The organism is Enterobacter sp. HMSC16D10 (genome assembly GCF_001807145.1).
Lineage (GTDB): Bacteria > Pseudomonadota > Gammaproteobacteria > Enterobacterales > Enterobacteriaceae > Enterobacter > Enterobacter roggenkampii.
Genome location: NZ_KV787817.1, coordinates 177453 through 192072, shown reverse-complemented (window position 1 = coordinate 192072; position 14620 = coordinate 177453). Strand labels below are relative to the sequence as shown.

Below are 14620 nucleotides of genomic sequence, written 5' to 3'. Positions count from 1 at the left end.
GCCCGGTAAGGCGAAGCCGCCACCGGGCTTTTTTATCAATACAACAGCGCGTAAAGCTGACGACGATACTTCGACGCCAGCGCGTCGCCGGTGCCCAGCGCGGCCAGGATCTCCTGGAACATCTTGCGCGCCTGACCGTCTGCGGCGGCTAAATCTTTTTGCAGATGGCTGAAGAGCAGCTCAAGCGCCTCTTCGTTACGTCCCACCTGATGCAGCTGCAGCGCAAGCTGGCTTGCCAGCGCGGCATCCGCCGGATTGTCGGCAACCTGCTGCTGCAGCTGTTGAATTTCCGGGGTATCCGCCGCCTGCTTCAGCAGCTCAATCTGTGCAACCAGCCCCTGATAGCGGGTGTCCTGATCCTGCAGCGGAACCGTCTTAAGTACGGCCTCCGCGTCCTCTGAGCGGTGCAGGGCGATCTGCGTCTCCGCCAGCAGCAGGCCAATCTGGCTGTTCTGTTTTGACAGCTGCCACGCCTCTTTCAGCAGCGGCAGCGCCTCGTCGTATTTGCCTTCCTGCATCAGCGCCATGCCTTCCTGCGCTTTCAGCTCTTCTTCGCGCGGCAGCACCTTATCCAGCAGGGCGCGGATAGCCTCTTCCGGCTGCGGCCCCTGGAAGCCATCAACAGGCTGGCCGTTCTGGAACAGATAGACGGTAGGAATGGCGCGCAGACCAAACTGAGACGCGACCATCGGCTCGGCGTCACAGTCCAGCTTTGCGAGAATGAACTGACCGTTGTACTGGGCGGCAAGGCTTTCCAGCACCGGCGTCAGCTGCAGACAGTGTTGGCTACGTTCAGACCAGAAGTAGAACAGGACCGGTTTGGTCATCGACTGTTCAAGAGTCTGTTGCAGGTTAGCTTCTGTGATATTGACGATATTCTGTACGGACATGCGGCTTTCTCTTTTGTCGGTTTGTTCTTTACATGGGGATGCGCGTCGTCGCTTCAACTCAACCGTGTAAAATTTTGTCCATTATTCGGCCCGGCAGCAGGCGTTTTAACCAGCCGACGGCGTGGGTGACCAGCGTCACCGGATAGCGCATTTTGGGATGTTCACTCTCAAAAGCATGGCGCACTTTGGCCACCACCGCCTCGGGCCCGAGGGTAAAACGTGCGGCGATGCCGGGGTTCTCGACCGGTTTATCCGCCTGCGTCTGGTTAACGTTTTCGGTAAAGCGGGTGCGGATCGGGCCGGGTTCAATCAGGCTGACCTTAATGCCGCTGTGGCGTAGCTCCATGCGCAGGGCGTCGGACCAGGCCTCCAGCGCATATTTACTGGCGGCGTAGGCGCCGCGGCCCGGGGTGGAAATCAGCCCCATCACCGACGACGTCATCACGATGCGCCCTTCACCGTGCGGCAGCATCGCGGGGAGCAGACGCATGGTGAGCTGATGTACGCCGAAAAAGTTGGTCGAAAACTGCTTCTCCAGCGTTTCGCGGGAGAGGGTATCCAGCGGGCCATACACGCCGTAACCGGCATTATTAAACAGGCCGTAAAGACGATTACCGGTCAGGGCGATCACCTCATCGGCGGCGTGGTCAACGCTCTCCGGCGAGTCCATATCCAGCAGCACGCCGGTAAAGCCCAGCCCGTTCATGCGTTCGACATCGTCGGGTTTGCGACAGGCCGCCAGAACCCGAAACCCCTGGCGCTTCAATTCGAGCGCGCTTTCCAGACCGATTCCACTGGAACATCCTGTAATTAAGACCGATTTTTGCATAACTTTACCTGTCAGGATCTCCGCTTAATCAGGAGTCATGTTTAACTAAAGGAGCCAGCCGCGTTGCCATCCAGTCGGCAATAAACGGCTGCGCATCGCGATTGGGGTGGATCCCGTCGTCTTGCATCCACTGGGGTTTGAGATAGACCTCTTCCATGAAAAATGGCAGCAGCGGAATATCAAACTCTTTGGCAAGCTTGGGGTAGATCGCGCTAAAGGCCTCATTATACCGATGACCGTAGTTGGCGGGCAGGCGAATTTGCATCAGCAGCGGCTGGGCGTTTGCCGCCTTGATCTCCTGCAAAATGGTGCGCAGCGTATCCTCCGTTTGCTGTGGCTGGAAACCGCGCAGGCCATCATTACCGCCGAGCTCAACCAGCACCCAGCGCGGCTGATGCTGTTTGAGCAGCGCAGGCAGGCGCGATAAACCTTGCTGTGAGGTATCGCCGCTGATGCTGGCGTTGATTACAGGCGTTTTGCTCTGCCATTTGTCATTGAGCAGAGCGGGCCAGGCCGCGCCAGCCGCCATGCGATAGCCTGCGCTCAGGCTGTCGCCGAGAACCAGTAACGTGTCCGCTGCCGCCGCGCGGAAGGTCATCAGAATCAAAAACAGGAAGGGCAAATGCCAGCGGAAAACAGTGTTGAAGTTCATCATCTTAAGAAGTCCGTCGGTCAGGGGGAACACGAGCTTTCCATCCTTACTGGAGTTGAACTCGTTGTCAAACGCGCTGAAACCATCGCGCTGATTGGCGAATCCGGTTCCGGTAAGTCCACGCTGCTGGCGATTTTAGCCGGTCTGGACGACGGCAGCAGCGGCGAGGTCCACCTTGTCGGGCAGCCGCTGCATCAGCTTGATGAAGAGGCGCGGGCCGCGCTGCGCGCGCGTCACGTTGGTTTTGTCTTTCAGTCCTTTATGCTGATTCCAACCCTGAACGCCCTGGAAAACGTCGAGCTTCCGGCGCTGTTGCGCGGTGAAAACAGCCGTGAAAGCCGCGCTCATGCGAAGGCGCTGCTGGAACAGCTCGGTCTGGGGAAACGTCTCGACCATCTTCCCGCCCAGCTTTCCGGCGGTGAGCAGCAGCGCGTGGCGCTGGCCCGCGCGTTTAACGGCCGCCCTGAGGTGCTGTTTGCCGATGAGCCTACCGGCAACCTTGACCGTAAAACCGGCGACAGGATTGCCGACCTGCTGTTTTCGCTCAACCGCGAGCACGGCACCACGTTGATCCTCGTCACCCACGATCCGCAGCTCGCGGCGCGCTGCGACCGTCGCCTGCGGCTGGTGAACGGGGGTCTGCAGGAGGAAGCATGATTACCCGCTGGTTCTGGCGCGAGTGGCGCTCGCCCTCGCTGCTGATTGTCTGGCTGGCGCTCAGCCTGGCGGTGGCCTGCGTGCTGGCGCTCGGCAGCGTCAGCGACCGCATGGAAAAAGGGCTTAGCCAGCAGAGCCGGGAGTTTATGGCGGGGGACAGGGCGCTGGAAAGCTCCCGCCCCGTGCCGCCGGGCTGGATTGAAGCAGCGCGCAAAGAAGGGCTGAAGGTGGGAGAGCAGCTCACCTTCCAGACCATGACCTTCGCGGGCGACATGCCGCAGCTGGCGAGCGTCAAGGCCGTCGATGATATCTACCCGATGTACGGTGACTTACAGACCAGTCCGCCGGGGTTAAAGCCGACGCCCGGTACGGTGCTGCTGGCATCGCGTCTGATGGCGCTGCTGAACCTCAAACCCGGCGACAGTATCGACGTCGGCGACGCCACGCTGAAAATCGCCGGGGAAGTGGTGCAGGAGCCCGACGGCGGATTTAACCCGTTCCAGCTTGCGCCGCGTCTGCTGATGAACACCGCGGATGTCGCGGCCACCCATGCGGTACAGCCGGGCAGCCGCGTCACCTGGCGCTATAAGTTTGGCGGCACGCCCGCCCAGCTTGCCGCGTATGAAAAATGGCTTCTGCCGCAGCTCAAACCGGAACACCGCTGGTACGGGCTGGAGCAGGACGAGGGGGCGCTCGGTAAATCTCTGGAGCGCTCTCAGCAGTTCCTGCTGCTGTCGGCCCTGTTGACCCTGCTGCTGGCGGTGGCGGCGGTGGCCGTGGCGATGGGGCACTACTGCCGCAGCCGCTACGACCTGGTGGCGATCCTCAAAACCCTCGGGGCGGGCCGGGCGCAGCTGCGCAAGCTGATCGTCGGCCAGTGGCTGATGCTGCTGGTTCTGTCGGCGCTGACCGGCGGAATAATGGGGCTGCTGTTTGAAAAACTGCTGATGGTGATGCTGAAACCGGTGCTCCCGGCCGCCTTGCCGCCGGCCAGCCTCTGGCCGTGGCTGTGGGCGATGGGCGCGATGACGGTGATCTCGGTGCTGGTGGGGCTTCGGCCCTACCGCCTGCTGCTCGCCACGCAGCCGTTGCGCGTGCTTCGCAACGATGTGGTGGCGAACGTCTGGCCGCTGAAGTTCTACCTTCCGGTGATTATTGCGGTGGCGGTGGGGCTGCTGGCGTGGCTGATGGGCGGCAGCACGCTGCTGTGGGCGGTGCTGGCCGGGGCGGTTGTGCTGGCGCTGCTGTGCGGCGTGCTGGGCTGGATACTGCTCAACCTCCTGAAAAGGGTGACGGTAAAATCCCTGCCCGTGCGCCTGGCGGTCAACCGTCTGCTGCACCAGCCCTGGTCTACGCTCAGCCAGCTGTCGGCGTTCTCGCTGTCGTTTATGCTGCTGGCGCTGCTGCTGGTGCTGCGCGGCGATCTGCTCGACCGCTGGCAGCAGCAGCTTCCGCCGGAAAGCCCGAACTATTTCCTGATCAATATCGCCCCTGAGCAGGTTACGCCGCTGAAGGGCTTCCTGGCGGAGCATCACATCATCCCCGAGTCGTTCTATCCCATCGTTCGCGCGCGTCTGACGCAGATCAACGGCCAGCCAACGGAGGGGAATAAGGACGAGTCGCTGAACCGCGAGCTGAACCTCACCTGGCAGGATAAACGCCCTGATCACAACCCGATAACCGCCGGCACCTGGCCGCCAAAAGCGGGAGAGGTGTCGATGGAGGAGGGGCTGGCGACGCGCCTGAACGTGAAGCTGGGGGACAGCGTGACCTTCACCGGCGATACCCAGGATTTCACCGCGAAAGTGACCAGCCTGCGTAATGTGGACTGGGAAAGCCTGCGGCCCAACTTCTTCTTTATCTTCCCGCCGGGGGCGCTGGACGGGCAGCCGCAGAGCTGGCTGACCAGCTTCCGCTGGGAAAACGGCAACGGCATGCTGACCCAGCTCAACCGGGAGTTTCCGACGGTCAGCCTGCTGGATATCGGCGCGATCCTCAAACAGGTGGGGCAGGTGCTGGAGCAGGTGAGCCGCGCGCTGGAGGTCATGGTGGTGCTGGTGACGATCTGCGGCGTGCTGTTGCTGCTGGCCCAGGTGCAGGTGGGCATGCGCCAGCGCCATCAGGAACTGGTGGTTTACCGCACGCTGGGGGCCGGTAAGCGGCTGCTGCGAATGACGCTCTGGAGCGAGTTTGCGCTGCTGGGGCTGGTGGCCGGTCTGGTGGCCGCCATTGGCGCAGAGACGGCGCTGGCGGTGCTGCAGACAAAGGTCTTCGACTTCCCGTGGGAGCCTGACTGGCGTCTTTGGTTGACTCTGCCTCTGTGCGGCGCGGGGCTGCTTTCCCTCTGCGGAGGTTGGCTCGGCACGCGGCTGCTAAAGGGCAAAGCCCTGTTCCGTCAGTTTGTGAGTTGATTTAGTGTAGTGATAATTACGCACCGGATTTTTATGCCGGTGCGTAGTGTTTAAATAGCACAAAGTGATAATACCCACTCATTTAGTAGCACAAAACATTAAAAACCCAACCACACAGCCCGATTATTTCCAGTTAATATTCACCCGCTAAATATTTAGCAGCGTGTCTATTAAGGAAAAATAATGACTATAAAAAAATCAGCGCTGGCGGCAACGATTGGCGCGGCAGTGGCATTAACGACCTTCGCTTCTCAGGCGGAAATCACCGTTCTTAAGCAGGATCCTCAGGCGGGTAACCCGCTGAGCCGCCTGAACTTCACCGTTGGCGGCAGTATTCGTCCTCAGTTCCAGAACATGACCGGCGACGACGGGAAAAACAGCTACAAGCGTAACGGCTTTGACGGCGGCACCCGCTTCCGTTTCGCTGCAGATTACTACCTGTTTGATGACATCAGCTGGATCAGCTACTACGAGCTGGGTGTGAATATTCCTGCGCAGTTTAACTGGGATCACCACTACGCCGAAGGCGCACACGACACCACGCGTCGTATGCTCTATACCGGTCTGAAGAGCGACACCTGGGGTACGCTGACCTTCGGTCAACAGAACAGCGTTTACTATGATGTGGTTGGCGCGAAAACCGATATCTGGGACTACGACATGATCGCTCAGGCACCGGGTAACGGGATCAACGGCGATTACGACGGCTCTTACCGTTCACGCCAGATGCTGAAATATAAGAAAACCGTGGGCGATGCGGACATTTACGCATCCTACCTGTTTGAAGACAGCGAATTCCTGCCGGGCAACGGCCTGCGCTACAAGCGTAAAGGCGGCGGCTCGCTGGGTCTGGATTACCACCTGACTACCGACCTGACCTGGGGCGCCGCGTGGAACTACACCCGCGCCGACATGCGTAACCCGGACAACGGCGACAGCAAAACCTACGACCAGAATATCCTCGGTACCGCGCTGAGCTGGACCCCGGACAACTGGACCTTCTCCGCAGGCGGCGGCTGGTATCAGAACTTCCTGACCACCAAAAAAGTGTCTGTTAACGACTACTTTGCGGGCGACGCGTGGGGTATTGAGTACTTCGCAGGGTACAAGTTCCCAGTCGGTCAGTACGCGGTGAAATCCATCCAGCCTTACTTCATGGGTGATCGCATTGAGTACGTGAACGGCCGTAACTACCAGCGCATCGACAACGGCGTGGGGATCAGCTTCCAGCTGGATTACGGTTTCCGCGTGGATTACGAACACGTGTTCACCTCCAGCACCGACAACCTGGGCGACATGAACCTGGTGCGTCTGCGTTACGACTTCTAAGCCGTCTGTTCCCCGGTGGCGCTGTGCTTACCGGGGCTACAACAGTACGCGTAGGCCGGGTAAGGCGTAGCCGCCACCCGGCTTTTTTCAGCGATCAAGCCACTCAGCAATTTCTTCGTACGTCCCGCGATACACAATCTTTTCCGCCTTTTTCTCCAGCTGATAGCCGTACATCGGGTCGTAATAGTCGTTCAGGAGCGGTACAAGCCAGCTGAAGTGCGCGTCAGTGCGGCCAGAGCGTTGCTGTTCCAGCAGCGCGGAGTCTAACAGCGCGGTAAATTCCGCAAAGCGCTGCAGCCCAAGACGGCGGCGTATGGCGAACAGGCCGTGATGCAGGTACTCGCTGTATTCTTTCCAGCCCGCTTCCTCGCCGTAGGCGGCAGAAAAATCCGCCCACATATGGTCGAAATACTCTTCGCGCAGGCGTTCAAGACGAATGTCAAACGGATCCTCGACCACCACGATAGGGGCTTCAACCATGCGATCGCGCAGGCAGGCCGGCAGGTGGTTGGAGCCAATCATTCGGCCCTCATCTTCCAGCACCCAGCGCGCGGCGTCTTTTTTCAATAGCTCAACCGCAAGGTGATTTTCAAAGCTGGCCTGAGAAAGCTGCGGCGTGAGCGTGCGGCCAAATGACGAGCCGCGATGGTGCGCGAGCCCTTCCAGATCGATACCCTGCGCGTGCTGCTTCACCAGCAGGGTTTTACCGTTTCCGGTACAGCCGCCGATAAGCACCATCGGCTTTTGCGACTGCTCGATGGTCACCTGAATCGCCGTCTGGCGCAGGGCCTTATAGCCGCCGCGGATCAGCGGGTAGTCGATACCCGCCTCTTTCAGCCAGGCCTGCGAGATATGCGAGCGCTGGCCGCCGCGCGCGCAGCAGAGAAAGCCCTCAGGATGGGCAAGGCTGGCTTCGCGCCAGGCGTTGATGCGGGCGTCACGCGTGTCGCCGCTCACCAGGCGATGGCCGAGCGCCAGCGCGGCGTCCGGTCCCTGACGTTTATAACAGGTGCCGACGGCGGCGCGCTCGTCATCGTTCATTAAAGGCAGGTTGACTGCCGCTGGCATCGCGCCCTGGGCAAATTCGATCGGCGCGCGAACGTCGATTAAAGGGGTATCGGACGCGAGGATCGCGCGATAGTCCGTTCCATCGTTCATGGTTATTCCAGAAGAAAGCTAAGCAGCAATGGGCGGGAATTGTACGCCGGGGAAAGAGGAGGTCAACTCCCCGGCGGAGGGAGAACTATTTAAGCTTAGATTGTGCCCAGACAATACCGCTCGCGTATTCCGGCGGCAGGAGCGGGATCATGGCTTCCAGCGTGGCGCTCAGACGGCCCGTGTCGCTGTCGTTCAGGTTCAGGTGGCCGACTTTACGACCCTCGCGGACCTCTTTGTCATACCAGTGCAGATGCACCAGCGGCAGCTTCAGCCAGTCGTAGTTCAGATCGGTCCCGATCAGGTTGATCATCACCGACGGGCTGTTCACCACCGGCTGCGGCAGCGGCAGGTCGGTAATGGCGCGCAGGTGCAGCTCGAACTGGCTGATGGAGGCGCCGTTTTGCGTCCAGTGGCCGCTGTTGTGCACGCGCGGTGCCAGCTCGTTGATCAGCAGACCGGACGGGGTGATAAAGCACTCCATCGCCATGACGCCGACATAACCGAGTTCGTGCATGATGGCAGAGAGCATCTCTTCCGCCTGCGCCTGCTGGTCGGCATTGGCGTGCGGGAAGGCGACGCTGGTGCGCAGAATGCCGTCCTGATGCAGGTTATGCGTCAGCGGATAAAACACCGTGCGGCCGTCATGCCCGCGCGCGCCAACCAGCGAAACTTCACCGCTGAAGTTAATGCCCTGCTCAACGATGCACTCGCCGTAGCAGTCATTCGGCAGCTCGGCGGTGTCGCCTGCGCGCAGGCGCCACTGGCCGCGGCCGTCGTAGCCACCCACGCGGCGCTTCACGATCGCCAGCTCGCCCAGCATGGCGAAGACGTCGTTCCACTCGCTTTTATCGGACAGGAGCTGCCACGGTGCGGTCGCGAGGCCGAGCTTGTCGAACAGCTGCTTTTGCGTCAGGCGGTCGGCAACGATCGGAAACACGTCGCGGTTAACGAAGGCGTTATGACGCGCCAGCTCGCGGGTCAGAGCGGTCTCCGGCCAGCGTTCAATCTCGGCGGTGATCACGCTCTGGTGGAATGGGACGGCTTCTGGCTCGGCGTCCAGCCCGACGGGCCAGACGGCAATACCCAGCGGCTCACCGGCCTGACGCAGCATGCGGCCTAACTGGCCGTTACCAAGGACGCAAACCTGCTTCATGCCGCACCCCGCGGGTCCGGGTTGTCCAGCACTTCGTCGGTCTGGGCTTTACGCCACGCCGCCAGACGCTGATGTAAGTCTTTATCGTGCGTCGCCAGGATCTGCGCGGCCAGCAGGGCGGCGTTTGCGGCACCCGCTTTGCCAATCGCCAGCGTGCCGACAGGAATACCGCGCGGCATCTGAACGATGGAGTAGAGGCTGTCCACACCGCTTAACGCGGCGCTCTGAACCGGTACGCCCAGAACCGGCACCAGGGTTTTGGCGGCAATCATGCCCGGCAGATGTGCTGCGCCGCCCGCACCGGCAATGATCACCTCATAACCGTTCTCTTCGGCGCTTTCGGCGAAGCTGAACAGTTTGTCCGGCGTACGGTGTGCAGAGACCACTTCAACGTGGTGCGGAACATTCAGGATGTCAAAGATTTCGGCGGCGAACTGCATGGTAGCCCAGTCGCTTTTGGACCCCATCACGATGGCGACACGCGCCGGATTATTGCGGGAAGACATGCGTCTTAAAACTCCTGTGGTGCGAAACACACTGCTTTCGAGGGCACAGAGAATAGCATGTTATACGGGCAAGGAAAACGGTTGCGCGGTTAAATCTTGAGCCGTCGTTGCCATCAATTCATAACAAAACAGACCGCATTCTGGCGGTCTGTTTTCGTCGAGGGGCAATCATTATTTCGTCAGTTCTGCGGTCATATACACGCGATTATCGACCTTCGCGCTGGTGATTTTATAAGACGCACCCTGTTCAGCAGCCTGTGCAGCGATTTTCGCTTCTGCGCGGTCAAGGGTTGAGGCGGTTGCGCTCACGCTCTGCGCGAAAGAACTGAAAGAAACCAGGGAGAGAGCCGCAACTGCAACGAAAGTTTTGATGGATTTCATGGTCGTATTCCTTAAGTGTTTTGTCTGGGATAGGGCGTGTTGCCCTGATGTGATAAATAATAGGCCGACCACGGGCGGATTAAAATCGAAACAATTTGCCGATATTGTTCAAAAAAATAGAATGATGTGGAGGGGGTTAAAACGGAAACGCGATCAGCTCCACGCCCTCAGGCGTGACTTTGACCATAGAACCTTCGGTGTGCCAGGCACCCAATACCACGCGGTGTGCGGGCTGGCCGTTGGCGATGAGATAATGCACGTCAGGACGATGGGTATGGCCGTGGATGAGCCACTGAACGTCATGCTTTTCCATCACCCGCACGACCGCCTGCGGATTGACGTCCATGATGGTCATGGATTTGCTGCTGTTGGCGGCTTTACTGCCTGCGCGCATTCTGGCGGCGATGCGGTTGCGGATAAAGAGCGGCAGGGCAAGGAACACCTTCTGGATCCACGGGGTGTGGACTTTGGCGCGAAACGCCAGGTAGCCGGTATCGTCGGTGCAGAGCGTGTCGCCGTGCATGATCAGGACCTTGCGGCCGTAGAGGTCGAGCACCTGTTCTTCCGGCAGCAGCGTCATGCCGCTTTCACGGGCGTAGCGCTTGCCGATCAGGAAATCACGGTTGCCGTGAATGAAGTAGCAGGGGACGCCCGAATCCACCAGCGCGTGAATGGCGGCGGCCATTTCACGGTGCAGCGGGTTAGGATCGTCGTCGCCAATCCAGGCTTCAAAGAGGTCGCCCAGGATGTACAGCGCATCGGCGCTTTTCGCTTCACCGCGTAAAAAACGCAGAAAACCGGCGGTTATCGCCGGTTCTTCTGTTTGCAGATGAAGATCCGCAATAAAGAGTGTCGCCACCAATTACTCGCTGACGGTCACGCTGGTAATCACAACGTCTTCTTTTGGAACGTCCTGGTGCATACCGCTGCGGCCAGTAGAGACGGCTTTGATCTTGTCAACCACGTCCATACCTTCAACCACTTCTGCGAATACGCAGTAGCCCCAACCCTGCAGGCTTTCGCCGGAGAAGTTCAGGAAGTCGTTGTCCGCCACGTTAATGAAGAACTGTGCAGTAGCAGAGTGAGGCGCCTGAGTACGTGCCATCGCCAGCGTGCCGCGGGTGTTTTTCAGGCCGTTGTTCGCTTCGTTCTTGATCGGTTCTTTAGTGGCTTTCTGGTTCATGCCAGGCTCGAAACCGCCGCCCTGGATCATGAAACCGTTGATCACGCGGTGGAAAATGGTGTTGTTGTAGAAACCTTCGCGGCAGTAGTCCAGGAAGTTTTTAACTGTTTCAGGCGCTTTGTCATCAAAGGTTTTGATTACGATATCGCCATGATTAGTGTGGAAAGTAACCATTTTTGCATCCTGTTCCGTTATTGTGGTACGTCGACCCGCCTTCGGGTCATCTATAGGGGCTTGTTATAGCATAACCACAGGATGCGATCACCTTGCATTGTGTGCTGCTTCGGGTTTGAATTACGGGTAGAATAGCCGGTTTTCAACCACACACGTGTTTACATGGAATCTTCGATGTTAAAAATCTTTAATACAATGACGCGCCAAAAAGAGGAATTTAAACCTATCCATGCCGGGGAAGTCGGCATGTACGTGTGTGGTATTACGGTTTACGATCTCTGTCACATTGGCCATGGCCGTACCTTTGTCGCCTTCGACGTGGTGTCACGCTACCTGCGTTTTCTCGGGTACAAGCTGAAATACGTGCGCAACATCACCGATATCGACGATAAGATCATCAAGCGCGCGAATGAAAACGGCGAAAGCTTTGTCGCGCTGGTGGATCGCATGATCGCTGAGATGCACAAAGACTTCGACGCCCTGAATATTCTGCGTCCGGACAGCGAGCCGCGCGCGACCCACCATATTCACGAAATCATCGACATCACCGAAAAGCTGATCGCCCGCGGTCATGCGTATGTTGCCGACAACGGCGACGTGATGTTCTCCGTGCCGACGGACCCAACCTACGGTGCGCTTTCCCGTCAGGATCTGGACCAGCTCCAGGCCGGTGCCCGCGTTGATGTGGTTGACGTGAAGCGTAACCCGATGGACTTCGTGCTGTGGAAGATGTCCAAAGAGGGTGAACCAAGCTGGCCATCCCCGTGGGGCGACGGCCGTCCGGGCTGGCACATTGAATGTTCCGCGATGAACTGCAAGCAGCTGGGCAAGCACTTCGACATTCACGGCGGCGGTTCAGACCTGATGTTCCCGCACCACGAAAACGAAATCGCGCAGTCCACCTGCGCCCACGGCGGCGAGTACGTGAACTACTGGATGCACTCCGGGATGGTAATGGTTGACCGCGAGAAGATGTCGAAATCGCTGGGTAACTTCTTTACCGTGCGCGACGTGCTGAAGTATTACGACGCGGAAACCGTGCGCTACTTCCTGATGTCCGGCCACTATCGCAGCCAGCTGAACTACAGCGAAGAGAACCTGAAGCAGGCGCGCTCGGCGCTGGAGCGTCTGTACACTGCGCTGCGCGGAACCGACAAGTCTGTTCCGGCGGCAGGCGGCGAAGCGTTCGAAGCACGCTTCGTTGAGGTGATGAACGACGACTTCAACACCCCGGAAGCCTACTCCGTGCTGTTCGACATGGCGCGCGAAGTGAACCGCCTGAAGTCCGAGGATATGGCGGCCGCGAATGCGCTGGCGTCACATCTGCGTAAGCTCTCTGCCGTGCTCGGCCTGCTGGAGCAGGAGCCGGACGCGTTCCTGCAGAGCGGTGCGCAGGCGGACGACGGTGAAGTGGCGGAAATTGAAGCGTTGATCAAAGCGCGTCTGGAAGCGCGTCAGGCGAAAGACTGGGCGGCGGCCGATGCGGCGCGTAACCGTCTGACCGAGATGGGCATCATCCTGGAGGACGGACCGCAGGGAACGACCTGGCGCCGTAAGTAAGTCTGTAACGCCCGGTGACGCTTACGCTTACCGGGCCTACGGGCAAAAGTAGGCCGGGTAAGGCGCAGCCGCCACCCGGCTTTTTTTTACCTTCTTTTCCACCACAACATTCCCATCAGCACTACCCCCGGCAGCCACACCCACAGCAGTTCTGAAATAATCACCTGATGCCCGTACGGCGTGGTATAGCGTGAGAGCGCAAACGGCGCGACTTTAATCACCTGCACGGCGCAAAGAAGCGTTCATCCGACCACGGCCACAGCCAGCCGACGCCTTTCCCGCCTGTGGTAATCGAATCCAGCAGGCTGTGCGACAGCAGTGACACGGTTAAAAACAGCCAGCACCGCGTCAGGCTGGCCCGGAACCATCGTCGTCCAGTCAGTACGCAAAGTATCGGCACCACGAAGGCAAAAAGCAGGGAGTGGGTAAAGCCGCGATGGCCGAAAACGTTGCCGTACGCGACGCCGAACTTAAACGCCAGCACGTCGGCGTCCGGCAGCATGGCGAGGACAATACCGGCAAACAGCAGGCGGGGTGGGATAACTTTTGTCCCCAGGCCTAAGCCCAGGCAAAGCGGAACAGCAGCGTGCGTAATAACGGTAGGCATTGTGATTATCCATGGCAAATCATGGAAATATAGCAGTCATTCCGCGCTAAAAAACCTGTGCTAAATTCTGATTTTACGCCGACTCGCGTGCGATAAGCTGCCCGGAAAGCGTAATGCGCTGGGTTTGCAGCGTCGGCTCCTTCAGCGTGCGAATAATCAGCCCGGCCGCCTGACGCCCCGTCTCTTCGCTGGCGGACGAGACGTAGGTAAACGAGGGCGAGGTGAGGTTCACGTGGAGCATATCTTCGAAACCGACCAGGGCGACCTGCTGCGTCAGAAAGACATCTTTACCCACCGTACGCCCAACCTGATGAATACCGGAGATGGAGCCGATCATGGCATCCGGCGAGTGGCAGAGCAGGGCGGTGATGGTATTGTTTTTTTCCAGCAGCTGGCGGGTGGCAAAACCCGCTGCCAGCGTGTCATCGCTGCAGGCCGGTGAGTATTCATCGCGCCAGACCAGCCCGTTTTGCGCCATCGCGCTGCGAAAGCCGAGCAGGCGCTGCTCGCGGATAAGACAGCCTTCCCGTCCGCCTATGTAGGCGATATTACGATGACCGCGCTCGATGAGATAACGCACCGCCAGACTGGCCGCCTGTCGGTTATCGCGCATCACCAGATTGCATTTTTCATCCAGCAGCGACTGCGAGACCACCACCAGCGGCAGCGGGCAGTGGCGAATCTTTTCCGGCAGGGTAGAGGTGCGGGTATCCGAGGCCAGATAGATCACCCCGGCGACGCCCTGCTGCTTAAACGACAGCAGGCAGCGCTCAAGCTGGTCATGGTCGTTCTGGGGCTGACCGAGAAAAACCATATACCCCTGTTTTTCAAGATCCTGAACGATGCTCGCCATCACCTTGATGGAGAAGCTGTCGCTAAAGTCGCGGAGGATCAGGCCAATCAGATTAGAGGTATTGGCGCGGAGGTTGGCAGCGGCAACGTTATGAACATAGCCCAGGGTATTGATGGCAGCGTTGACCTTCTCGATCGTTGCCTCTGAGATTTTCCCTTTCTGGCGCAGCACCAGCGATACGGTGGAAACCGACACGCCCGCGTGCTTCGCGACATCAATAATGCTGACTTTCTTCAAAACCGCTCCCTGAAATTTACCGATTATCAGCCAGATAAAA

The 14620-nt window shown here is 59.1% G+C and carries 14 protein-coding genes and 1 pseudogene; 4 read left to right on the top strand and 11 right to left on the bottom strand.

The genetic code is table 11. From position 1 onward, the window contains the following. Positions 1–35: 35 nt before the first annotated feature. The 3 genes from HMPREF3143_RS01105 to tesA are packed head-to-tail and all read right to left on the bottom strand — an operon-like array spanning position 36 to position 2374. Positions 36–890 (bottom strand): co-chaperone YbbN, encoded by an 855-nt coding sequence (locus HMPREF3143_RS01105; protein WP_023293125.1) that lies wholly within the window; start codon positions 888–890, stop codon positions 36–38. Positions 891–948: 58 nt separating this feature from the next. Then, positions 949–1719, bottom strand: coding sequence for an SDR family oxidoreductase (locus HMPREF3143_RS01100; RefSeq protein ID WP_023343514.1), 771 nt, complete (start codon positions 1717–1719; stop codon positions 949–951). A gap of 28 nt (positions 1720–1747) precedes the next feature. Beyond that, a complete protein-coding gene (gene tesA / locus HMPREF3143_RS01095; protein WP_133293914.1) occupies positions 1748–2374 on the bottom strand; it encodes a multifunctional acyl-CoA thioesterase I/protease I/lysophospholipase L1 in 627 nt (208 codons plus the stop codon). Here tesA and ybbA point away from each other — a divergent pair. The 3 genes from ybbA (at position 2342) to HMPREF3143_RS01080 (ending at position 6768) form a co-directional block, all read left to right on the top strand. Further along, positions 2342–3028: a putative ABC transporter ATP-binding protein YbbA gene (ybbA, locus tag HMPREF3143_RS01090; protein ID WP_070531455.1), complete on the top strand. Its 687-nt coding sequence runs from the start codon at positions 2342–2344 to the stop codon at positions 3026–3028. The genes tesA and ybbA overlap by 33 nt on opposite strands. Then, positions 3025–5439 (top strand): putative ABC transporter permease subunit YbbP, encoded by a 2415-nt coding sequence (gene ybbP, locus HMPREF3143_RS01085; RefSeq protein ID WP_070531452.1) that lies wholly within the window; start codon positions 3025–3027, stop codon positions 5437–5439. The genes ybbA and ybbP overlap by 4 nt, the downstream gene beginning before the upstream one ends. Before the next feature lie 183 nt (positions 5440–5622). Beyond that, complete coding sequence (locus tag HMPREF3143_RS01080; RefSeq protein WP_023293123.1) at positions 5623–6768, top strand: porin; 1146 nt, start codon at positions 5623–5625, stop codon at positions 6766–6768. A gap of 87 nt (positions 6769–6855) precedes the next feature. Here HMPREF3143_RS01080 and mnmH read toward each other — a convergent pair whose 3' ends face one another. From mnmH to ppiB, 6 genes are all read right to left on the bottom strand, one after another. After that, positions 6856–7926 (bottom strand): tRNA 2-selenouridine(34) synthase MnmH, encoded by a 1071-nt coding sequence (gene mnmH / locus HMPREF3143_RS01075; protein ID WP_023343517.1) that lies wholly within the window; start codon positions 7924–7926, stop codon positions 6856–6858. An 85-nt stretch (positions 7927–8011) separates the two neighbouring features. Beyond that, on the bottom strand, positions 8012–9079 hold the full coding sequence (gene purK / locus HMPREF3143_RS01070) for a 5-(carboxyamino)imidazole ribonucleotide synthase (protein WP_008499323.1): 1068 nt from the start codon (positions 9077–9079) through the stop codon (positions 8012–8014). Then, positions 9076–9585, bottom strand: a complete 510-nt coding sequence (gene purE / locus HMPREF3143_RS01065) for a 5-(carboxyamino)imidazole ribonucleotide mutase (RefSeq protein WP_023616863.1) — start codon at positions 9583–9585, stop codon at positions 9076–9078. Before purE ends, purK begins: the two co-directional genes overlap by 4 nt. 171 nt (positions 9586–9756) lie before the next feature. Beyond that, positions 9757–9966 (bottom strand): YdgH/BhsA/McbA-like domain containing protein, encoded by a 210-nt coding sequence (locus HMPREF3143_RS01060; protein WP_039265875.1) that lies wholly within the window; start codon positions 9964–9966, stop codon positions 9757–9759. A 136-nt stretch (positions 9967–10102) separates the two neighbouring features. After that, on the bottom strand, positions 10103–10825 hold the full coding sequence (gene lpxH, locus HMPREF3143_RS01055) for a UDP-2,3-diacylglucosamine diphosphatase (protein ID WP_070531562.1): 723 nt from the start codon (positions 10823–10825) through the stop codon (positions 10103–10105). A 3-nt stretch (positions 10826–10828) separates the two neighbouring features. After that, positions 10829–11323 carry a peptidylprolyl isomerase B gene (gene ppiB, locus HMPREF3143_RS01050; protein WP_008499327.1) on the bottom strand — a complete coding sequence of 165 codons (495 nt, stop codon included), beginning with the start codon at positions 11321–11323 and terminating at the stop codon, positions 10829–10831. Positions 11324–11497: 174 nt separating this feature from the next. Between ppiB and cysS the strand changes: the two genes are divergently transcribed. After that, the gene (gene cysS / locus HMPREF3143_RS01045; RefSeq protein ID WP_023293119.1) at positions 11498–12883 is read left to right on the top strand and encodes a cysteine--tRNA ligase; all 1386 of its coding nucleotides are present in this window, start codon (positions 11498–11500) and stop codon (positions 12881–12883) included. Positions 12884–12969: 86 nt separating this feature from the next. Here the strand turns inward: cysS and HMPREF3143_RS01040 are convergent. Beyond that, a pseudogene (locus HMPREF3143_RS01040) lies at positions 12970–13490 on the bottom strand (metal-dependent hydrolase). 73 nt (positions 13491–13563) lie between these two features. After that, positions 13564–14580 carry a Mal regulon transcriptional regulator MalI gene (gene malI, locus HMPREF3143_RS01035; RefSeq protein WP_008499330.1) on the bottom strand — a complete coding sequence of 339 codons (1017 nt, stop codon included), beginning with the start codon at positions 14578–14580 and terminating at the stop codon, positions 13564–13566. Between the last annotated feature and the right edge of the window lie 40 nt (positions 14581–14620).